Here is a 23380-nt window from a genome sequence, read left to right on the forward strand (position 1 = left end):
TTTTGACTCATTTGAAGTAAGAATAAGATTTAAGTGGAGTATAGTACTTGTTTTGGGTAGATTAATAGGTAGGGACTTTTAGTCCCTATTTATTCGATATTATGTCATATTTTAAATTATACGAAAAATATGTATAAGTGGTTTTTGAAAATATTCGGGTATGTATTTATAGGGCTGCCAATGTTTGTTTGCGATGTCAGCGGGCAAATGAAATCTCCTGAACAAATTATTGGCAGGCACAAAAATATTTTTTTATCTCCGCCTTCCAAAACTCCGGGCAGGGTAGCCGTAGATGGCCCGTTGCTGGGAAATGGCTCTGTCGCTGTGGCTATGGCCGGACAACCTGAGCAGCAGACCTATTACCTGACACGCAATGATTTCTGGAGATTGAAATCGGCATACAATGAATCCTTTCCTGCTGTACTGGGTACATTACAGATTGATATTCCTTCTTTAAAATCTGCTTCCTACAAAATTCAGCAGGATTTATATCACGCTTCTGCCACAGCAGATTTTACCAAAGGAAATGCTTCAGCTATTATTCGATCGGAAGTTGCTGCTACCAAAGATTGGTTAATTATTGAGATAAAAAACAATGGACAGGCTTCAATGGGAGGGAAGGTTGCATTATTGTTACCTCAGGCTGATCAGTTTTATGTAAATCCGCCCCTTGAAAATAAATTCCCGGATAGTACCTCTTCCGGAAACGATGCACAGGGTTTGCAATGGATACAACGGGCTTTTGTAAAGGATGTAAGTATTCAAAGTCAGGCTGTTGCGGCTTTAAAAATAATAGGAAAGGATTCGAATGAATTTTTGCTCAAACCAGGTGAGACAATGGTCATGGTATGTGCATTATCAAGCAATTTCAGGGATACAAATTGCCTTCAAATAGTTAAACAACAAATAAGAAAAACATCAATAGAAACAGTTAAAAGTACACGCAAAGCACATCTTGCATGGTGGAAACACTTCTGGAATAAAAGTTTGGTGAATATTGAAGATCCTGTCATTGAACAACAGTATTACAGGTCTCAGTATAATCTGGCATCGTGTAGTCGTGATCCGAAATTTCCACCAGGGATATTTGGTAGTTGGGTAACGCGTGAAATTCCTAGCTGGAATGGAGATTATCACCTCAATTATAATTATACAGCGCCGTTTTATGCCTTGTATTCATCCAACCATCTTGAGCAGGCAATGCCTTACTACGAGCCTTTGCTCGACTTTATAGAAAGAGGAAAATATTATTCTGAGAAGATTACTCAAATTCCGGATGGGGTGCTGTATCCCGTCGGAATAGGCCCTTTGGGTATAGAAACGACTCGCAAAAATTCACTCATGAATTATAAGACTGAGGACGAGGGTTTATTTTTTGGACAAAAAAGTAATGCGGCCTATTGCGCTGTTACAATGTCTATGCATTTTTATAAGACCTATGACCGCTCTTTTGCAAAGCATGTATATCCGTTCATCCGCTCTGTAGCCATATTCTGGCAACACTATCTGAAGAAAGACGGCAAACGTTATATCATTGAAAATGATGCTATCCATGAAGGTACTTTCGGAACTATGAACCCAATTCTATCCCTGGGTTTGGTACCTGTGGTATTAAAAACTGCCATTGATATGAGTACATTGTTGAATGAAGATAAAGCATTGCGGGATGACTGGAAAGAAAAGATTGATCATCTTTCCGGATATACATTTCAGGTCAGAAATGGAAAGACTGTTTTCAGATACAGCGAAAAAGGAACTGACTGGTGGAATGACAATACTCTTGGAATCCAGCATATTTATCCGGCAGGGCAAATTGGCTTAGAAAGCGACAGTAATCTGCTGCAGGTTGCCAGAAATACGATAGAGGTTATGAACAGATGGAAGGATTATAATGGCTCCAATAGCTTTTTCCCGGCAGCCGTTAGGGTGGGATATAATTCTGATACTATTTTGACAAAACTTCATGATTATAGTTTGCATACCTACCCTAATGGCTTTCAATCAGGTAACCCGCATGGTATTGAGAATTGTAGTACAGTACCCAATACTATTAATGAAATGTTATGTATGTCAAACCAGAATGTATTGCGTGTATTTGCCGTTTGGCCAAAGGAAAAGAATGCTTCTTTTTCAAATATCAGGTGTGATGGTGCTTTTTTGGTTTCGTCTGAATTAAAAAATAAAGCGGTTAAATATTTGATTATTACGAGTGAGAAAGGACAGGATTGTGTTATTCAGAATCCATGGAAAGGCAAAACATTAATCATTAAAAGCAAATACAGAAAAGTAAGGAAGCAGGATGGTGAAAAAATTAAGTTGCCAACATTAGCAGGTGAAACATTATTCATAACACCGGAGGGGGGTGATATTTAACGGTTGTGGAAAGATCGTACTATCATATTTGTTTAAAACAACATTCATGGCATGCAAAAAACGAAACAAATAAAACTGGCAGTAGCCTGCCTTGCAACACTTAATGCGAAACGTGTTACGATTTTTCCATACATTTTCCTTGCGTTATTGTTAACAGGACCATTCAGAATATCAGCACAGGAAATATCTGGAAATACACCAGTATCACCTATCCCTGTACCACCACCGGTTTCAAATCTGCTTCCGGGTAAAAAAGCCCCGATTGTAAGCGATATCTGGGTCGTATTTAAAACCCATTGTGATTTGGGATATACGATGTCGGCTGATGCCGTATTTAAAAAATACAGAGTAGATATGATGGACAATGCTACCCGTTTATTTGAAGCTGACAGAAAAAAACCTGTTAAAGAGCGATTTAAATGGACTATAGCCGGTTGGCCAATGAAAGCAGATATACTTGGTCCTTTGCAAACGCCTGAACGAAAACAAAAAGTAGAACAGGCTTTGAGAGAAGGAGCAATCAATGTACATGGCTTGCCTGCTACTTTAGAGTCGGATGTGATGGAGCAGGAAGATTATGTAAGGAGTTTAATCTTTTCCTCGCAAATTGCCAGGGAATACGGGCATAAATTACCCATTGCGGCAAAGATGACTGATGTTCCTGCGCATAGCTGGTTATTACCCACTTTACTTCATAACGCAGGTATCAAATTTATTCAGATAGGCTGTAACTACACCGTGCAGGCTATGAGACTTCCGCAGCTTTTTTGGTGGGAAGGCCCCGATGGCTCAAAAGTACTTTGTAACTACACCCCTCATTACGGTTCGGGAGTAGAGCCTCCCAAAAACTGGCCTTCAAAAAATTACCTTGCCGTAATTATGACGCATGATAATGAAGGTCCTCCTTCTTCCAAAGAAATTGAAGCTGTAAAAAAACAAGTTGCAACAATGAAAGGCGTACGCCTGCATTTAGCCGATCTGGAAGAATATGCAAAAGTGTTGTTGCAGGAAAACCCGGAAGTGCCGACAATTCGTGGTGATATGGTTGACCCCTGGATTCATGGTGTAATGGCCATGCCTCAGGAATCGAAAACAGCGAGAAATGTTCGCCCGCTAGAACCGGCGCTGGAGATTTTTAATACCCAGCTCAAAAACTGGGGTATTAAAACCCCTTCTTTAGCAGAACCATTAGCAAAAGCCTATGAAAATAGTATGCTCTTTAGTGAACATACTTTTGGTGCATGGGCACCGGGTACAGGATTTTTTTCAACCGACGGGAAAACAGAAGTACCTGTAGAAAAACGGTATAAATACAACGATGAGTTTGTGAAAGCAAGAAAAGAAGGCTTTTACAGGAAATTTGAAGCAAGCTTTAAAGACAAAGCTCATTACATCAATATTACAGACAGCCTTGTTACCAACAATTTTGCTGAAAGTATGAAACTGCTGTCGGATCATGTAAAAACCAGACCAGGTAATATAATCGTGTATAATCCACTGCCCTGGATGCGCAGCGGGATAGTTGAAATAGACGGAGAAAAAATACTGGCAGAAAATATACCTGCCAATGGTTACAAAACATTCGCCAAACCGAAGACAACGGATGTTGCTATTGATGATACTGATAAAAGCGCAACAACACTGAATACCACTTTTTATTCAGTAAAATTCGATACAAAGAAAGGCGGTATTACTTCGTTAATTGAAAAAAGCACAGGAAAAGAATTAGTTGATCAGCATTCAAACTATGCGTTAGGAGAATTTTTGCATGAACGCTTCAGCTACGATCAAACTAAAGATTATCACGATCGGAATTATACAGTGAATAATCCTTTGGCTGGTCTTAAACCAAATATGCCTAAAGATATTGCTTATTTGGCCACTACGTTTAGCGACTGGACGATGAAAACAACCCGGACGTCAGTTAGCACAGAAGTTACACTTACTACGATTCATGCAAAACCTGTTGCACAATCTGTTTCCATAAGTTTTACCTTTCCCAATGCTTTTGCCTATGTAGATGTGGAATGGAAGGTTGAAAACAAAATACCTAATACCGTACCTGACGGAGGGTGGCTTTGTTTCCCTTTTAATGTAAATAACCCTAAATATATCTTAGGCCGCTTAGGAGGTACAATAGATCTGGCTAAGGATCAGATTGTAGGGGGAAACAGGTATTTATATGCCGTCCAAAGCGGTGCATCTGTTGTGTCTCCGGATCAATCTGGAGTCGGCCTTTGTGCTATTGATGCTCCCCTGTTAAGTTTTGGCGAACCAGGACTCTGGAAATACGATTATGATTATTTTCCGAAGCAACCAACTGTTTTTGTGAATTTGTATAACAATATGTGGAATACCAATTTCCCTTACTGGACAGAAGGAACCTGGACAGAAAGGGTTCGTATCTGGAATATTCAGCCTGGTATCAAAACTTCTGAGAACCTCGCCATACAATCATGGGAAGCGAGAGTGCCTCTTATGACCATAACCTCAAGCAGCGGAGAAGGAGCAAAATTACCTGTGCAGCAAGCAGGTATTGCTGTTTCCCCTAAAGGCGTACTGGTTACAGCCTTTGGCAAGGATCCCGATGGAAATAAAGGTACTCTTTTACGAATATGGGAACAAGCTGGTAATAAAGGTATAGTTGATGTGACTTTACCGGCTGGTAAAATATACCGGAAAGCCACACCTGTAAACCTTCGTGGCGAAATAAGTGGAAGGTCTGTGAATATTGTCAAAGGAAAGTTCAGTTGTTCGATCAAGGCATTCGGACCAGCCAGTTTCATATTGGAATAATTAACTGTTTGAAAATGGCAGATAGGAGAAAGAAATAAAAGAAGCTGCCTCAGAAGTATTAGCCATAAAAACACATTTAACTCCAGTTATCATGCAATGAATAAATCGAAACTTGTCTTACTTTTTCTAACGATCTTGTGCATTGTCATAAATAATGCTTTAGCGCAAACCGCAAAACCTCAGAGCAAACAACCCGATTCTTTTGTCAGAAATGATAAGGTAAAAGAGGTTATTGTAGTTTTTAAAACACATTTCGATATTGGTTATACACATCGTGTAAAAGACGTGGTGCAATATTACCGGACTGAAATGATTGATAGAGCACTCAAAGCCATGAGTACTTCTAAGGCTGTACCAAAAGGACAGGAGTTCAGGTGGACTGCCCCTGGATGGGTAATGGCTAAGGCGATGGAACCATGGCAGGGACAAACACCTGAACGAAGAAGTAAACTGGATGAGGCATTCCGGAACGGAAGATTCATTACCCACGCAATGCCTTTTACGATAGAAACAGATGTTTGCGAACCCGAAGTAATTACCCGCGGACTTGGTTTCGCCTCTCAGCTTTCCCGACAATATCAGCTTCCGCTTCCTATATCGGCAAAAGTTACAGATATGCCCTCGCATTCAGGAGAACTGGCAACGGTTTTGGTAAATGCCGGGGTAAAGTTTTTACATATTGGTTGTAATTGGCCAAGCGGTTATGTACGTACACCAGGGATATTCTGGTGGGAAGGACCTGATGGTTCCCGTTTGCTTACTTTTTATTCGAGCAATTATGGAACAGCGACAGGACTGAGCTGGCCACACCAATGGGGAAAAGGCGATAAGTTTATCGGACAAAATTTAATACCTCCGGCCGACTGGCCTTATAAAGTATGGCCGGCAATTTTAGTAACAATGGATAATTCCGGACCGCCTAAAGAAAGTGAAGTAAAAGACTTATTTGATGAAATTCATAAAAAAATGCCCGGTGTGAAAGTAAGGACTGGCAGTATGAACGATTTTTATAATGCTTTTATGGCCGAAAAACCCAACTTGCCTGTTTTTAAAGAGGAAATGCCCGATACCTGGGTTCATGGGGTAATGTGCGACCCCGGAGGGGCAAAGCTGTCAAGAGAAACGGTGCCTTTATTAGCAGCTGATGAATTAATGAACACCCAACTGAAGAATTGGGGAGCCCCGGTGGCCTCTGTTAATGACTCTGTAAAAAAAGCTTTCGAAATGATGGCTTTGTATGCAGAACATACCTGGGGTGGAGCAGCTTCGGTAAATGACTATGGTGAGGCTTTTAAAAAACTACCCGCCACAAAATTTACAGACCTTGAAGCTTCATGGGATGATAAAACAGGCTATGTCCGGAGCGCCTCCCGTATTGCTAATCAGATGAAACAGGATAACCTGAAGTTACTGGCACGATCAGTAAAGTCAGAACCGAACAGTGTAATTGTCTATAACCCTTTACCCTGGCAGCGCAATGGGATGATAGAGGTGGATGGAACATCAATGTTTGTGAAAAATATTCCTGCCGGGGGCTATACTATCGTTCCTCTTGGTGCTAAGCAAGTGCTGACAACATCAGACGAAAAAAGTATCGAAAATCAATTTTATAAAATCACCTTTGATGTCGATAAAGGTGGCATCAGATCACTTATAGATAAACGAACCGGTCATGATTGGGCAGCCAACCTGTCAGGAAACCAGACAGGAACCTATATTAATGAACGCTTTACTTATGAGCAAACCGCAAAATATACGGCAGACTACCAGAACAAACGGGCATGGCAAATGTTTGGAGCAAGCGGTGAATGGCTGCACCCCGGAATAGCTAAACCTGGCATGATTTCCGAAAAACAAGTACCTTATCGCAAAGCATCTCCCAGAGGTGGTAAACTAATAATCAGCAATAGTACTTTACAGCAAACAGCAACCTTGGAAATGCCTGTGGATACATCTAACTATTTACCGGCATCACAATTAAAAGTAACGCTGGTAGAAGGGCAGCCTTACCTTGATCTGGAAATAACCATTCTCAACAAAGCAAAAGATAACTGGCCGGAAGCTGATTGGCTCGCACTCCCGTTTAACATCAAGGATCCAGTTTTTAAGGTATATCGCCCATTAGGAACTATGAATCCCGCAACAGATATTGCATCCGGTGCCAACAAATATATCTATGCAGTGGGGCAAGGTGTTACCATAACCGACCCTGAAGGCAGAGGTATTGCTGTAGCACCAATTGATCACCCGCTTATCAGTTTGGATACAACTGGTATCTGGCAATTTTCGTATGATTTTGTGCCAAGAACCCCTATTGTATATGTTAACTTATATAATAATCAGTGGAATACTAATTACCGCTATTGGTACGCTGGTACCTGGAGCTCCCGTGTAAGAATCTGGAGTTTTGATGCTAATACAGTCAAAGAATATCAGATGGCAGTTCCTGCTTTGGAAGCCCGGAGCCCATTGCAATGCATAATTCCGGAAAATAGCACAGGTACATTGCCTGCACAACGAAAAGGAATTGAACTTTCCCGCAGAGGAATAATTGTAACAGCCTTTGGACAAGATCCTGACGGTAATAAAGGCACTCTTTTACGAATATGGGAACAAGCCGGCAATAATGGTGAGGTTAGTATAATGCTGCCTGAAGGTAACATATTCCATAAAGCTACACCGGTAAACCTTCGTGGTGAAGTAAGTGGAAAACCGATTGACATTGTTCAGAGGAAAATTAATTGTACAATCAAGGCATTCGGGCCAGTCAGTTTTATATTGGAGTAATTGTGGAGGCATAGAAAAGCCTTCATAGATAGAAAGTTATGATCAGATTTATTTGTTACCAGGAATATTTAAAATAAAATTAAACTACATAAAAAATGAAATCGAAGAAATATGTTTTTTTAGCAATATGGCTGCTTCATGCTTTAATTGTTCCTGCACAGGTAAATGTAACAGACAGCCATTCACTTTCTGAAAAAATAAAGAATAATCAATATTTTGCCTTTGTAAAAGCAAAAGCTCTGGGAGTAATGAAAACAGGTTTTAATGCGGGTGATGGTTACAGGGAAGTGTGGATTCGTGATTACAATACTTTTATTGAATTGGCTGCTCAGGTATATCCCAAAGAAGTGCTGAAAGAAAATCTTCTGGTATTTTTTCGCATGCAGGGCGATGATGGCAATATCATTGATGGATTTACTCCGGCTGAAAAAATCGGCAAAGGAGAAACTGATTTTTCCTATTCAAAACTGGAACCCCGCTATGCAGGGCATAAAAATACAGTGGAAACCGATCAGGAAACTTCGCTGGTACAGGCTGTTTACAAATATATTCAGCTTACAGGTGATAAAACCATTTTAAATGAAAAAGTAGGAGAAGAAACCGTAAGAGAAAGACTTAACCGGGCGATGGATTTTTTAATGAATCATCGCTTTGATAAACAATACGGGCTAATTACCGGTGCCACCACAGCTGACTGGGGTGATGTTCAACCTGAACCAGGCTGGGGAGTTGATTTAGATAAGAATACGCATCCGGCGATTGATATATATGACAACGCTATGATGGTGGTTGCGTTAAATAATCTGATAGAAATGAATCCTTCTGCCAATCAGAAATGGAGCAAAATAAAAACGAGTATTGCTAAAAATTGCAGAAAGTATTTATGGGATGACAAACACCAAAAGTTTATTCCGCATATTTACCTGAAAGGTTCGCCATTTCCGGCTGATTTTGATGAGAATAAAATTTATTATTTTGGGGGTACTGCTGTTGCAATTGAAGCAGGATTACTCAGTCGCAAAGAAATAAAAGCATCACTGGAAGAAATGAAGAAAAGAGTACAACAGTCCGGTGCGGCATCAATTGGTCTTACTCTTTACCCGCCTTATCCTGATGGCTATTTTGTGAATAAAATAATGAATCCTGTTTACAGTTATCAGAACGGAGGCGACTGGACATGGTTTGGTGCCAGAATGATACAACAGTTGGTTAAATATGGTTTTGCAGAAGATGCCTATGAGCAGATACAACCAATGGTAAAACGGGTAAAAGATAACAATGGTTTTTATGAATGGTACTCAGTGGATAATAAACCCCGTGGTTCAGGCACATTCAGAGGTGAAGCAGGGGTTCTGTATGAAGCCATTGTGATGATGGAAAATTTGAAAAAATAAAGGAAGTACCAGCAGAAATTCAATATAATTAAAACTGCTTAATCTTATTTGCTGTTAATATTCCGCTTTTTCTGTTAAGCAGAATATTAACAGCCATCTGTCTTATCTCAATCAGACTTATCAAAATTAATATTCTGAAAGAATGCAATGATCACAATTTGTAGCATGAAGTAGTCAGCCATATCCTGATTCGCTCAATTAGCCATTGATTGTATATAATAACAACCTTTTCTTTAATCTGCCTCCTGTCTGTTCCACAACATAATGACATACTGAGGAGTGTCATTGTCCTGCACACATATTAATTATCTTTTTTGATTATAATTTGCTATATCTTGAGTGTCTGTAAGCAGAAGCAATGTACCCGGAAATGAAGGTTACGATGAAATAATATCTTTCATGATAAAAAGTTTCAGAAGATAAGCAGTCTGGCCGATAGTTTGGGATGTACATTGAACTCAGCAGACAAAACAGTTTTATGAATATAGATAAAAACTATATAATTATAAAATCAATCAATTTGACTTATAATATTGGTAATCGTAATTTTAACATTATTTAGCGAAAATAACATATAATCTTCGGAACTTTAAAAAAGAGAATAAGAGGTTTTACAGCATTGAAAAAGAGTAATAAAACAGATTGCTTATAAATTTTTAAAAGACCTGAATGTTTAACTGGAATCAATAAGTAAAAATTATAAAAAAATCATTATTATCATAAAACGTTAAAAACTATATCAATGGAAAATCATTCATCTTCCGCCAACGGAGAAGCAAAATGTCCATTTAATCATGGAGCAACCGCACCAGTTAAACAAAGTGCAGGTGGTGGTACAAGAAATCAGGATTGGTGGCCAAATCAGTTAAGGCTAAACATTTTACGTCAGCATTCTTCGTTATCTAACCCGATGGGAGATGATTTTAACTATGCTGAAGCATTTAAATCACTTGATTTTAATGCCTTAAAGAAAGACATCAATGATCTGATGACTACTTCTCAGGCATGGTGGCCTGCTGATTATGGTCATTATGGTCCATTCTTTATTCGTATGGCCTGGCATAGTGCAGGTACATATAGGATAGCTGACGGGCGCGGGGGAGCAGGTGCAGGAACTCAACGCTTTGCACCATTGAATAGCTGGCCGGATAACGGAAACCTGGACAAAGCCCGTTTATTGCTTTGGCCAATTAAACAAAAATATGGCAGAAAGATCTCATGGGCGGATTTAATGATCCTGACAGGAAACTGCGCTTTGGAGTCAATGGGCTTTAAAACTTTCGGTTTCGGTGGCGGACGTGCGGATGTATGGGAGCCTGAAGAAGATATTTATTGGGGAACAGAAGGAAAATGGCTGGATGATAAGCGTTATTCTGGTGATCGCGTGTTGGAAAATCCATTGGCTGCTGTTCAAATGGGGCTTATTTATGTAAACCCTGAAGGCCCTAACGGAAATCCGGATCCTTTGGCAGCAGCCCGGGATATTCGTGAAACATTTGCCCGTATGGCCATGAATGATGAAGAAACAGTTGCTTTGATTGCAGGGGGACATACTTTCGGAAAAGCGCATGGTGCTGCTGATCCGGGTAAATATGTAGGCCCGGAACCAGCTGCGGCAAGTATTGAAGCACAAAGTATGGGATGGATTAATACTTTTGGAAAAGGAAATGCAGAAAGTACAATTACAAGTGGTTTGGAAGGAGCATGGTCAACTACTCCTACCAAATGGAGTAATAACTATTTCTGGAATTTGTTTGGTTATGAGTGGGAACTGACAAAAAGCCCGGCGGGAGCTCATCAATGGATACCAAAACATGGCATGGGAGCTAATACAGTTCCGGATGCGCATGATCCGTCGAAACGTCATACACCGATCATGTTTACTACAGATTTAGCCTTGAGAATGGATCCGGTTTATGAGCCTATTTCAAGACGTTTCTTTGAAAACCCTAATGATTTTGCTGATGCTTTTGCACGTGCCTGGTTTAAACTTACACACCGTGATATGGGGCCTAAGGAATTATACCTTGGTCCGGAAGTGCCGACAGAAGAATTAATCTGGCAGGATCCTGTTCCGGCTGTAGATCATAACTTAACAGACGAAAATGATATTGCAGAATTAAAGAAAAATATTCTTGCTTCCGGTTTATCAGTATCTGAATTGGTTTCGACAGCATGGGCATCTGCTTCAACTTTCCGTGGCTCTGACAAAAGAGGCGGTGCTAATGGCGGACGTATTCGTCTTGCCCCGCAAAAAGACTGGGCTGTTAATAACCCTGCGCAATTGTCTAAAGTATTAGGGGTTCTTGGAAGTATTCAGGAAGAATTTAATGCGATTCAGACCGGAGGAAAAAAGATTTCAATTGCTGACCTGATTGTATTGGCCGGTGGCGTAGCAATAGAGAAGGCTGCAAAAAATGCCGGACAGGATATTACTGTACCGTTTACAGCCGGACGTACTGATGCTTCACAGGAACAGACAGATGTAGAATCATTTGCCGTTCTCGAGCCAATTGCGGACGGATTCCGTAACTATCAGAAGGGACATTATACAATTTCAGCTGAAGAAATTCTGGTTGATAAAGCACAATTATTGACTCTGACAGCACCTGAGATGACGGTTCTTGTAGCAGGGATGCGTGTACTTGATACTAACTTTGATCAATCTCAGTATGGTGTATTTACAAATAGTAAAGAAACCCTTACAAACGATTTCTTTGTAAATCTGCTTGATTTGGGAACAACATGGAGAGCTGCTTCTGATTTCCAGGATGTATTTGAAGGACGTAATCGTGCAACCGGTGAACTGAAATGGACAGGAACCCGTGCTGATTTGATTTTCGGATCAAATACTGAGCTTCGTGCTATCGCAGAGGTTTATGGCAGTGCCGATTCTCATGAGAAATTTGTTAGGGATTTCGTAGCGGCATGGACAAAGGTGATGAATCTTGGACGGTTTGATATTGCCTGATTTCAATACAATAATTTAGTTTATGAGGTGGTTTGCTTGCAAGCCACCTCTTTTTTTATCTTATCTTTTGTTAAAAAAAAACAAGCTTTATGATGCAAAAAAGTCTATTCTTTTGTCAAAAAAGCCATATTTTAAAGCAGGCTATTATGTTTACCTGATTCCTTTATTATACTTGTATAGTTGATATTATAAAGGGTAAATATAGACTGTTTATTAAATGTTATACAGGTCAGAATTTTGAGGTTTAGGCTTGTAGCAATTTTAAGACGATAAAAAATAATACTATTGCAGTTCAAGGAATCAATAACTGACAGATTTTTAGTAATGAACATGTCATAACTCTAAAGCCTTATGACCGGATTGAATAAAAAAGAAGCAATTTTTAATGTCGTACTTGAACTTATTGTGAAACATGATCTTCATTCTATCCTAATGTCAGATGTGGCCAAACACGCTGATGTTACGGCTGAGACTATTTACCATTATTTCAGGAATAAAGATGAATTGATTCATGCCCTGTTCGTAAGACATAAGGAACGGATGAATGAAATTCTGTTTAAAAATGATGACTCTGGCAGACTGTTTAAAGATCGTTTCCGAATTTTTTATCTTCTGCTGTTTAATCATTATACCGATAATAAAAATGAGTTCATTTTCCTGGAGCAATTCGTCAATTCTCAGTTTGTTAATACTATTTCAAGAGCTGATTTGCAGAAACTGGATCAACCTGTCTATGATTTCATTAGAAAAGCTGTTTTCACGCAGGTTTTAAGAGATATTTCTCCGAAGATATTGATTTCGATGATTATGGGAAGCGCATATGCCCTGGTCAGACTTCAGTTATCCAGAGAATATAATATTTCTATTTCTGAGCTTGAAACGGCATTTATGGTTTGCTGGGATGGTATAAAAAGAATTTAGAAAAGAAAAATAACGAAGAGTGATTGTATAGATTTCATAAGTTCTTATGAGATGAATATGACTAAGATTATTAAGAAGTGCCGATGCCAATATTTGTTGCAATTACCATTTTAGTTTGATTAGAATATGGAGAATGGAAAAGCCTGAACCTTAGGATTAGGCTTTTTTTTACTTACTCAGGGCTCCCGGTGCACAGAATATCAATAAATATCAATTTTTTTTTGGGCTACTGTGGTGGAGAAATTCTCACAGTTAAAATACAGAGATCTGGTTATGCCAGCATAATTTGTATAGTAATGGCTGTACTGAATGTGTATAAAGTTAATTCAAAAAATTAAGTAGTATGGTTTCAGAGAAGTATAAGGAAGAGGTATCCGGTCTTGATATTAAAAGATTAGAATATTTGATACAAACCTCTTTAATCCGGCTAAAGGAAGTGAAAAGTCGGGAACCGGAGGTATCACAAATTCAATTAGAAGCTATGGTAGCGAGCATGGAAGAAAATATTACATATGCTCAATTAAAACTTGAAGAGGCAAAGAGTATAATAGGAAAATAGGTACAAACAATTGTTTCCTTAATATTCCGCGATTTTAAAGCCGGATTCTGAAATGGTTCTGTCCTTCCGGGTTGTAAGTTTTGAAGGATGAAAAAGAGATTCTGGCAGGATTAATCTTTATCAAAGGATTAGACTTATAAAAGCCTAATCCTTTCGTATTTTATTAATTAAAGTCACTTGGCTTGTAATAGTTATCCAATCTGACAGAGAATTCATTCTTTTCGAAGAATCTCGTAAATGCTCTGATCATTACCGGACTAAATCCTGTATTTACTCCATTTATTTTTTGAGGATAGGTCATATTAGAAGAATGATTGTATCCCAGACAATGGCCTAATTCATGGGCTGGAACATCGCCAAAACCAACTTTATTGATATAATTCTTTAAGAGGTAATCTGCAAGTCCAAAAGTAGATCCGCCCCCTAAGCCAATCACATTATTTGGCCCTCCAACAACACCGCAGTTTAAACGGCCGAAATTGATAAGGTCATTATAAGTTTTCTCTTTTTGAGCTAGAGTTAAAGGTGTAATTCCATCATTCCCTATGATCTGTTCCTTTAAGAAATCCTGTTTAAAGTCATTAGATACAGCAACCAGACCTAAATTAATCATTAGTCCTGTATAACGACGAACCTGCTTGGGTGTAATGTCATCTGCCCAATTATTAGCTGGATCATTGTTCGGGTCAAAATCGTGATATTTTATGTTCCATTTAAGTTTAGACAGTTTTTTAAGCCTGGATACAATCGGGCCGTCACCGGCAAAATCAAAGGATATATTTTTAGGTAAGATTCCTGTGCTTTGATATTGAGATAAATCAACTTTATTGCCTTCTGTATCTACAAAAAGTGTAGTGTTTTTTACAAAGGGGTATGGGATGGTTCGTTTGCCGTGAGCTCTTATGATGTTAATTTTTAAAAGCCTTATAGGATTGTTGGTACTGCCCGGAATTTGAGCCTGTATGGTAGCATTTTTGATATCGAACGGAGCAAAATTGGCAATTTCAATATTTTTATTGTCTATAGCTTTTACCCGCAGGACCTGAGCGATATTGTAAGCTCTGTCTTCCGAAGTCATCACGGCTTCAGACTCATCGTCCTGAAACATAAGAGATGAATTCTGATCATTATCAAAACTATAAGTTTTAATAATAACACCTGATGGATCCTGAATATCAGATATTCCCTTTTCTTCAATGGTGATATCCTCCTTGGGAGCAAGATCTGAAATGGAGTCTTTCTGGCAGGCACAGAACAGGCTGGTGCTGGCAAGAAGATAAAAAAAGTGTTTAGTGATAGATTTTTTCATAAGATATGTATTTGTTAAGGTTAACTGATTCTCTTTTAAAAACTTGATTAATTACTGATCGGCAAAAAGTGAGAAATTCATGATTAAGTATGAGAGTTGCAGGGAAAATATGATTGGATTTTTCGTAATTATTTAATAGCAATGCATTGTTTGTTAAATTGTTTTGAATCAGTTGCTAATTGATCTGAAATAGGGTATTCCCTACCGGATAAGATGCTTTGATAAAAAAAGCAACAGAAAGAAGAGATTTATACTCAGGTAAATTCCCGCTATGTTTAAGTATCCTGGGGTAAATATATTTAGCTTTGGGGAGTATTTTAAATGTCAGATTGTTAATAGACTTTTCTGTTATGAAAAATGTCTGAATGGCTAAATATGAGGTTATTTAATAAACGAAAAAGCCCTTTCCCAGGAGGAAAAGGCTTTAATGATTTAAATTAACACACCAATAAAGTTTATATTAATCAGTAGGCCAGCTTAGGTACTTATGTCATTCGTCAATTGAGAATTGAGTCCAATAATCTCTACTGATTATTGAAAATGTGGAGAAGCCGGGCTGACACCTTCAGAAATTAATCACATATAATCAGATAAAAGAGGACAAGGGAGTCATCACCTTGTCCTCAATAAATTCCAACACACCCCCGCGTGTTTGAAATCCGTTGGTAAAAATACCTGGCTTTGTTGGAATATTTACTAACCAGATTGCAAATATGCCTTTTTGGTTAAAAAGTATGTCTTTTCTGCTAAGGATATGGCCTCTTTTACCGTTTTCTTCTTACCATTTGTGATCAGGAATGGGTAATTCTTTCTTGATAGATCTGTTTTAATAGCCATTTTCGATACTTGCTGTTTTCTGATTGTATCTCAGGAGGAATCTTTTCTTTTCAACAAAGGCCTTTCTCAATTCCTCTGAGAGGCAATAGTCTTCTTTTTAGGAAAATATCAGACTGGTATCGGTAAAATGCAGATATAAATTTTTTGCCGGATTTACAGTTTGGTTGCCCGAATGAAATGTGCAAAAAAATACAAAAGTTGTACAATCGTTTGTGTTATTGATGCAAACGATTGTGCGTTTTTTTTGATAAAATACTGATTATCTTATGATTAGTAATTGAATAAAATTCTATTACATTTGACCATCCAATTATATTATAGCATGATTAGATGTAAAGAATCTGTGATTTGATAACATCGCTGGAGCCTGAAATCGTGGAGAATTGAAATTAAAATCAAAATATGAATAAAGTATTAACTATTTCAACACCCGGCCGGATTTGCCTTTTCGGAGAGCATCAGGACTATCTGGGTTTACCGGTAATTGCTGCGGCAATTTCAAGAAGAATTTATATTAGCGGAAAAAACAGAGCTGACAACAAAATAATTATTCACATGCCTGACATAAGTCAGACGGAGGAATTTGAATTAAACGGGGAACTGATTTACCATAAAGAAAGAGATTATTTTAAAAGTGTATTAAACCTTCTGAAAAGAAAACTTAATGTAAATTTTGACAAGGGTTTTGAAGTAACAGTTACCGGAAATATCCCGATTAACTCAGGGACCTCAAGCTCTTCTGCTCTTGTGGTTTCCTGGACTAAATTTTTACTGGAAACAATTGGTTTACAACATGAAGATATCAATAAATATGTTGGAGAACTGGCTTATCTGGCTGAAGTGGAAGAATTTGGTGAACCGGGAGGAAGAATGGATCAGTATGCAACTGCAATAGGCAATATTATGTATCTTGAAACCTCACCAGAAATACGTACTGAAAAATACAGCCCGAAACTCGGGACATTTGTACTCGGCGATTCGTTGGAAGCCAAAGATACACTTGGGATATTGAAACATGTAAAATATGGAATGCTGGAGATTATAAGACGGATTAAGGCCTTTGACCCGGATTTTGATCTTCATACTTTTCCTTATGAGGAGGGAAATAAGTATAAGTCGTTATTGACTCAGGATGAATTTACTTTATTTAAAAGCAATCTTTCGGACCGGGATATTCTGAAGGAAGCAAAATATATGTTTGAGAACGATTTAATAAACGATTCCAGGCTGGGAATGCTGCTGAATCTTCATCAGGATAATCTAAGAGATGCTAAACGGATTTCTACAAAAAAGATTGACAGAATGATTAATGCCGCGATTGATGCAGGAGCACTTGGTGCCAAAATTAACGGCTCAGGAGGGGGAGGCTGTATGTTTGCCTATGCTCCCGGGAATCCTGAGGCAGTAGTTGATGCAATTGAGCGGGAAGGCGGGAAAGCTTATATTGTTGTAGTGGACGAAGGGACCCGGGTGTTGTCTTAATAAATGCAGAATTATTTATACAAATTGTCAAAACATGTAACATATAATGAAAAAAAGAATTTTGATTTTAGCAGGAGGTGTAGCATCGAGAATGAAGAAAGCTGCTGAAAATTTGCAGAATGTTGACGCTAAGTTGATTGAGCAGGCAGATACCTTAACAAAAGGTATGATTTCAGTAGGACAGGACGGGAAGTCTCTTATCGATTATGAACTCTACAACGCTCATTTGGCTGGGTTTGAGGAGCTATTACTTCTTTTACATCCGGAAGATAATTTTACGCAGGCTTATTATGAAAACCTGATGGCAAAGGATAAAACGTTTGGACTCCGTATTCTTTTTGCTACACAGTATATTGCAGAGGATCGGGTGAAACCCGCCGGAACAGCAGACGCTGTATTACAGGCTCTTCAACAACATAAAGAGTGGCAGAAAGGCAGATTTATCATTCTGAATAGCGACAATCTTTATTCTGTAAACGCCTTAAATCTGCTTTGGAACTGTAAGTCGGATAATGCCTTGATCAGCTATGGTAAATCTGCGCTGGAATTCCCCGAAGAAAGAATCAAAGCATTTGCAGTTATTAGGACAAATGATGAAGGGTTTTTAGAGAATATTATTGAAAAGCCTGAAGAAGAGCAGACCAAAGCAATAGAGATGAAAGACGGCCGGGTTGGAGTAAGTATGAATGCTTTCGTAATGGAAGCATCGCAGCTGATCCCCTGTCTCGAGAATACACCTTTCCATCCGGTTCGCAATGAAAAGGAATTGCCCTATGCCGTTAGTCTGTTAGTTCATAAAATTCCTAATTCCGTATATGTAATACCGTTAGATGAAAATGTCCCTGATCTTACCAGTAAATATGACATCAGTATAGTACAGGAGTATCTGGAAAGGGAGTACCAAAATACTTTTTAATGATTTAATGATTTAATGATAATTATTGTATCAATCCGTCTGAAACACTTTCAAAAAACTGCCGCCTGTTTATTTTTTATTAGTGAGCAGACGGCAGTGAATATCTGAACATATGCCGAGAAAATATAAATATCACCGAAATATCAACAAATATCACCTTAATAGATTGGAATGATTGGGTTATTTGAATGTTACAAGTAATCTTAGTAGTATACGGGACATAAATTATTTTAAAACATCTAAACGGGTAATGTTTGTGCAAATTTACACCGGATTATTGCACAAAAGTATCCGGGTGTTCTGTAAAAAGATCGGATTAAGAGAATAACAGAGTGTTTGTTTTGGTCTTGCATTATAAATCATGCAGGCATGGACTTCTATGGGAAAAATATCCCTCTTACAAGGGATATTCAAAAAGTAAAAGACAATTCAAGTTTCAAAAGATCTTCTTCATTTTTAACCATTTACCTTATGGGAAATAATTTATTTAAATTTAAACAATTGATTTTAGTAGTGATTTTACTGCTTACACAAATAGTTTGCTGGTCAAAAACCGGACCTTATAAATCGATTGGAACTATTGTAAAAGGCAAAGTCATTGATGCGACAAGTCAGGAGGCTTTGATTGGAGTGGCTATCACCTTGAAAGGTACAAAGACTGGTACTGTAACAGATACTGATGGTAATTTTTCTATCAATGTTGCCGGTGAAAATTCCGTTTTGGCTTTTAGTTTTGTGGGATACGAAACCCAGCAAATAACGGTTGGAAAACAGACTTTTATTACTGTAAAACTCCAGAATAATACCACTGAATTAAACGGTGTAATTGTAGTGGGGTATGGGACCCAGAAAAAGAGCGATATAACCGGGTCAGTGGTTTCCTTAAAGATGAAGGAGATAGAAAAAGCTCCTTCCTTTCGGGTAGACCAATCATTGCAAGGACGTGTAGCGGGGGTTAATATTCAAAATACTGATGCCTCTCCGAATGCTCAGGTATCCGTTCGTATTCGTGGAGCAAGTTCTATCAACGGAGGGAATAACCCTTTAGTTGTAATTGATGGAATGCAGGGAGGAAGTCTTACCACATTGAATCCGAATGATGTGGCATCAATAGAAGTTTTAAAAGATGCCTCTGCTACGGCAATTTATGGCTCAAGAGGCTCAAGCGGGGTAATTTTAGTTACAACTAAACAAGGAGTAAAGGGTAAAAATGATGCTCCTGAAATTTCTTACAATACTTATTTTAGTGTAACCCAGGTTCGTAAAAAACTCGATCAGCTTAATGCAGCGGAATATGCCGAGAGTGTTAATGCTAACCGCAGAGAGTATGGACAGAATCCGGTATTTTCAGATGCGGATATTGCAGGCTTTAAGGCGAAGGGGGGAACAGATTGGCAGGATGCCATTTTCCGGAACGGATTTACACAGAACCATCAGCTGAGCATCAGTAATGCCACTGAAAAAACTTCATACTATGTTTCAGGGAATGCCACTACCCAGAAAGGTTTGGTGCAAGGTTCTTCTTATAACCGTTATGCGATCAGAACAAATCTGAAAACCAATCTTTCTGAAAAGTTAAGCCTGGGTATAAATGGCTTTTTAGTACGGGAAATGGATCACCCGACTGTTTTGAATACTTTTGCCGGAAATAATGCTGGTAGCCCTGTATTTTCGGCATTGGTCTGGTCACCAACCAAATCTATATATGATTCACAAGGCAATTATACCCTTCCGGGCGGTGGTGCAGGACCCAATACAAATTACAATCCCCTGGCTTTAGCAACGGAGCCTGTACGTGATTATCTTACCACAACCACCAATTTTACAGGGAACATAAATTATCAGATTTTAAAGGGTTTGAATCTGACAGTTTTGGGTTCATACAGAAGTAGCGAGTTTGAGGGAAATGACTACTTTAATTCGCTGCCTACCAGAGCAAGCGGAACAGAAATGGCAAGTATTGTTAATCAAAGGAATCTGTTTCTTCAGAATACAAATATGCTGACTTACGAAACGGCAATAAAGGGAGGGCATAATTTGAAATTAACCGGAGTAGTAGAGCAACAATTTGAAGAAAATAATGGAAGTTATGCCGGCGCAATAGGATTCTCTACCGATGCGCTTACATATAATAATTTGTCGTTGGGTCAAAAACCGCAGATTTCAAGTTCATATCGGAATAGCCGTACCCTTATGTCATATTTAGGTCGTGTAAATTATGGATATAAAGACAGATATTTATTAACACTCTCTTTACGTTCTGATGGTTCATCTGTTTTTGGTGCGAATAACAAATGGGGAAGTTTTCCTTCAGCTGCCATCGGTTGGAATATATTAAACGAATCGTTTATGACGAACCTGAAAAATGTATTTTACGATTTGAAACTTCGGGGAAGTTATGGGATTGTCGGAAACCAGGCGATTTCTCCGTACCAGTCTTTAGCCTCCTTAAATACCTACAATCCATATCCGATAAATGGGACAAATCTTAGCACAGGAGTAGGAGTAGGGGGAAATGCTAACCCGGATTTACGCTGGGAGAAAACAACACAATCTGATATTGGTCTGGATGCTACTTTCCTTAACGGAAGATTAGAGCTTTCTGCTGATTATTATAATAAACAAACCAGCGATTTATTATTGTCGGTACCTACTCCGATGACTGCCGGTGGAAATGGTACTATCCTGAAAAATGTGGGCTCTGTTGAAAACAAAGGCTTTGAACTATACATTGGAGGTACTCCGATTAAACAGGATATTACATGGCATACAGGTTTTACCCTTGCTTCAAATAGTAACAAAGTACTGGCTCTGGCTGAAGGTCAGACTGAAATATTACTTGGAAATCCAGGGCTTCCCGGTTTTGGACAAAGTCTATGGCTTGAAGTTGGCCAGCCATTAGGATTGTTCAGAGGATACCAGTATAACGGCGTATGGAAAAGTGGGGAAGCAGAGCAGGCTAAAAAATACGGAGCCGTTCCCGGTGATTCAAAATACATAGATCAGAATGGAGACGGGGTAATTGACAATAAAGATATTGTTGATATCGGGAATGCGCAGCCTAAATATACTTTCGGCTGGAATAACAGTTTTAGCTATAAAAATTTAGACTTAAACATTCTTTTGCAAGGTGTACAGGGCAATAAGATTTATAACCTTTCAAGGGTTCGCTTTGAGGCGCCCGGCTCTGATGGAGATGCAACAAGCCGTAAAGTGCTGGACAGATGGACTCCGCAGCATGAAAATACAGATGTTCCTTCTTTTAAAGGTAGTAATGACGGACGCCTCAACTCATCGCGCTGGCTTGAGGATGGCTCTTATCTGAGAGTGAAAAATATTTCTTTAGGATATACGTTGCCGAAAAATGTAATTAATCGTTTAAAAATGAGTCAGTTGCGTGTGTATTTGAGTGCAACAAATTTATTCACTTTTACAAAGTACACAGGCTTTGATCCTGAATCCAGTTCCGGCGTTGATACCCGGGCCGGTGTAGACTTAGCTACCTATCCTGCTCAAAAAACATTCACATTGGGCTTAGATATCAAATTTTAAAATATTAATACAAGAACAGAAGATGATGACATCATATAAAAAAATATATCCGCTAATTTTTGCATTAGGTTTAACTGCAGGCTGCGTTAGTCTTGATGAAAAACCGGAAGGTCTGTTGGCTCCTGAGAATTTCTATAAGACTTCGTCAGATTTTGAGACAGCAGTGACAGGTATTTACCATCCATTATTTCAGGGTTATGATGGGTTTGACTACGATTTTCCCTTTATTGCTGAGGCAGGTGCTGAAGATATCCATACCATCATAAAGCGTTGGAAAGGGATAGAAGCTCTTAATGCCAATGTCGGCTCTTTCGATGAAATAACAACTCCACTCTGGAAAATAAGTTATGCCAGTATTGCTAATGCCAACCTTGTAATAGGCAATTTACCTAATGCTCAAAGTGTTTCCGCTGATAAAAAGGCAGAATTTGAAGGACAGGCTAAGTTCCTCCGTGCGCTTAGTTATTTCAACCTTACCCGCTGGTTTGGTGAGGTACCATTAATTACCTACGAAAATCAAACCAAAACCGAGAGTGTAGTACAATCCAGCGTTTCAGATATCTATGCCTTGATTGTGAAGGATTTGAAGGATGCGGAAACTAAATTACCTGTAACATTCAGTGAAAAGGGCAGAGCTACACAGGGAGCTGCAAAAGCATTATTAGCCAAAGTATATCTGACAATGGCTGGCTGGCCTCTCAACCAGAATGATAAATATACCCTTGCCCGTGACAAGGCTAAAGAGGTGATGGACATGAATGTTTATCAGTTGGAGCCCAATTTTGCGGACCTCTGGCTGGTTAAAAACAAACTTAGCAACAAAGAATTCATTTTTGCGCTGCAAGGCGTATCAAATGGCGGACATATCTCTGCGAGCCACTTTCATTTAGCAACCAGACCCTGGGATGGAGGAGAAGGCGGCTGGGGAGATTTTGAGACAGATAAACGCTTCTTTGCCATGTTTCCGGAAGGCCCGCGCAAAGATGCATCCTTTCATACTCAATTGCGGGATGGCACTAGCTGGGAGAAATCTGATTATGGACAACCTTATATCGCCAAATATCGTGATGGCGGTGCCCCATGCGGCCCCAATGATGTTTGCAATGGAAGTGACGGAGATTTTTGTGCTCCCCTGCTACGTTTTGCTGATGTCCTTATGATATACGCTGAAGCAGCTAATCAGGCCGAGGGAAGTCCGTCTGCTGCGGCGCTGGCTGCTATCAATAAGGTTCGGAAACGTGCCGGCCTGGCCGATTTGCCTGCCGGCCTGTCGAAAGATGCTTTTGATAAAGCAGTACTGGACGAACGCAACTGGGAATTAGCTTTTGAACATAACCGCTGGTTTGATCTTGTGCGTCGTAATCTGCTTGTATCAACGATGAAAGGATGGTATCCGGATGTAAATGATAACCGTAAGTTACTTCCTAAACCTTCTACTGAATTGATTTTGATAAAAGGCCTTACTCAAAATCCGGGATACTAA

12 protein-coding genes are annotated in these 23380 nt (G+C 39.0%); 11 read left to right on the plus strand and 1 reads right to left on the minus strand.

Annotation, left to right across the window (positions count from 1 at the left end; genetic code table 11):
* The first annotated feature begins 129 nt into the window (after positions 1–129).
* The 7 genes from BM179_RS16030 (at position 130) to BM179_RS16060 (ending at position 13801) form a co-directional block, all read left to right on the plus strand.
* Positions 130–2373: a glycosyl hydrolase family 95 catalytic domain-containing protein gene (locus BM179_RS16030; protein ID WP_218159236.1), complete on the plus strand. Its 2244-nt coding sequence runs from the start codon at positions 130–132 to the stop codon at positions 2371–2373.
* Positions 2374–2424: 51 nt separating this feature from the next.
* Complete coding sequence (locus BM179_RS16035; protein ID WP_092018164.1) at positions 2425–5169, plus strand: glycoside hydrolase family 38 N-terminal domain-containing protein; 2745 nt, start codon at positions 2425–2427, stop codon at positions 5167–5169.
* 96 nt (positions 5170–5265) lie between these two features.
* Entirely contained in the window at positions 5266–7956 is a 2691-nt protein-coding gene (locus BM179_RS16040) for a glycoside hydrolase family 38 N-terminal domain-containing protein (protein WP_092018165.1), read from the plus strand.
* 95 nt (positions 7957–8051) lie between these two features.
* Positions 8052–9350, plus strand: a complete 1299-nt coding sequence (locus tag BM179_RS16045; protein ID WP_143095249.1) for a glucosidase family protein — start codon at positions 8052–8054, stop codon at positions 9348–9350.
* Positions 9351–10092: 742 nt separating this feature from the next.
* Positions 10093–12321 (plus strand): catalase/peroxidase HPI, encoded by a 2229-nt coding sequence (katG, locus tag BM179_RS16050; RefSeq protein ID WP_092018166.1) that lies wholly within the window; start codon positions 10093–10095, stop codon positions 12319–12321.
* A 351-nt stretch (positions 12322–12672) separates the two neighbouring features.
* On the plus strand, positions 12673–13242 hold the full coding sequence (locus tag BM179_RS16055; RefSeq protein ID WP_092018167.1) for a TetR/AcrR family transcriptional regulator: 570 nt from the start codon (positions 12673–12675) through the stop codon (positions 13240–13242).
* Positions 13243–13585: 343 nt separating this feature from the next.
* On the plus strand, positions 13586–13801 hold the full coding sequence (locus BM179_RS16060; RefSeq protein WP_092018168.1) for a hypothetical protein: 216 nt from the start codon (positions 13586–13588) through the stop codon (positions 13799–13801).
* 163 nt (positions 13802–13964) lie between these two features.
* Here the strand turns inward: BM179_RS16060 and BM179_RS16065 are convergent, their stop codons facing one another.
* A complete protein-coding gene (locus BM179_RS16065) occupies positions 13965–15110 on the minus strand; it encodes a hypothetical protein (RefSeq protein ID WP_092018169.1) in 1146 nt (381 codons plus the stop codon).
* A gap of 1239 nt (positions 15111–16349) precedes the next feature.
* Here BM179_RS16065 and BM179_RS16070 point away from each other — a divergent pair.
* From BM179_RS16070 to BM179_RS16085, 4 genes are all read left to right on the plus strand, one after another.
* Positions 16350–17429 carry a mevalonate kinase family protein gene (locus tag BM179_RS16070; protein ID WP_092018170.1) on the plus strand — a complete coding sequence of 360 codons (1080 nt, stop codon included), beginning with the start codon at positions 16350–16352 and terminating at the stop codon, positions 17427–17429.
* A 46-nt stretch (positions 17430–17475) separates the two neighbouring features.
* Positions 17476–18345: a sugar phosphate nucleotidyltransferase gene (locus BM179_RS16075; RefSeq protein WP_092018171.1), complete on the plus strand. Its 870-nt coding sequence runs from the start codon at positions 17476–17478 to the stop codon at positions 18343–18345.
* Between the two features lie 471 nt (positions 18346–18816).
* On the plus strand, positions 18817–21897 hold the full coding sequence (locus BM179_RS16080; RefSeq protein ID WP_177219426.1) for a SusC/RagA family TonB-linked outer membrane protein: 3081 nt from the start codon (positions 18817–18819) through the stop codon (positions 21895–21897).
* Positions 21898–21919: 22 nt separating this feature from the next.
* Positions 21920–23380, plus strand: a complete 1461-nt coding sequence (locus BM179_RS16085) for a RagB/SusD family nutrient uptake outer membrane protein (protein WP_092018173.1) — start codon at positions 21920–21922, stop codon at positions 23378–23380.

It is taken from the genome of Pseudarcicella hirudinis (assembly GCF_900115665.1).
Taxonomy (GTDB): domain Bacteria; phylum Bacteroidota; class Bacteroidia; order Cytophagales; family Spirosomataceae; genus Pseudarcicella; species Pseudarcicella hirudinis.

Coding starts and splice junctions, on each gene's coding strand:
- BM179_RS16035 (WP_092018164.1), top strand. CDS start 2,425: ATGCAAAAAACGAAACAAATAAAACTGGCAGTAGCCTGCCTTGCAACA.
- BM179_RS16075 (WP_092018171.1), top strand. CDS start 17,476: ATGAAAAAAAGAATTTTGATTTTAGCAGGAGGTGTAGCATCGAGAATG.
- BM179_RS16030 (WP_218159236.1), top strand. CDS start 130: ATGTATAAGTGGTTTTTGAAAATATTCGGGTATGTATTTATAGGGCTG.
- BM179_RS16080 (WP_177219426.1), top strand. CDS start 18,817: ATGGGAAATAATTTATTTAAATTTAAACAATTGATTTTAGTAGTGATT.
- BM179_RS16040 (WP_092018165.1), top strand. CDS start 5,266: ATGAATAAATCGAAACTTGTCTTACTTTTTCTAACGATCTTGTGCATT.
- BM179_RS16055 (WP_092018167.1), top strand. CDS start 12,673: ATGACCGGATTGAATAAAAAAGAAGCAATTTTTAATGTCGTACTTGAA.
- BM179_RS16060 (WP_092018168.1), top strand. CDS start 13,586: ATGGTTTCAGAGAAGTATAAGGAAGAGGTATCCGGTCTTGATATTAAA.
- BM179_RS16045 (WP_143095249.1), top strand. CDS start 8,052: ATGAAATCGAAGAAATATGTTTTTTTAGCAATATGGCTGCTTCATGCT.
- BM179_RS16065 (WP_092018169.1), bottom strand. CDS start 15,110: ATGAAAAAATCTATCACTAAACACTTTTTTTATCTTCTTGCCAGCACC.
- BM179_RS16085 (WP_092018173.1), top strand. CDS start 21,920: ATGATGACATCATATAAAAAAATATATCCGCTAATTTTTGCATTAGGT.
- BM179_RS16070 (WP_092018170.1), top strand. CDS start 16,350: ATGAATAAAGTATTAACTATTTCAACACCCGGCCGGATTTGCCTTTTC.
- katG (WP_092018166.1), top strand. CDS start 10,093: ATGGAAAATCATTCATCTTCCGCCAACGGAGAAGCAAAATGTCCATTT.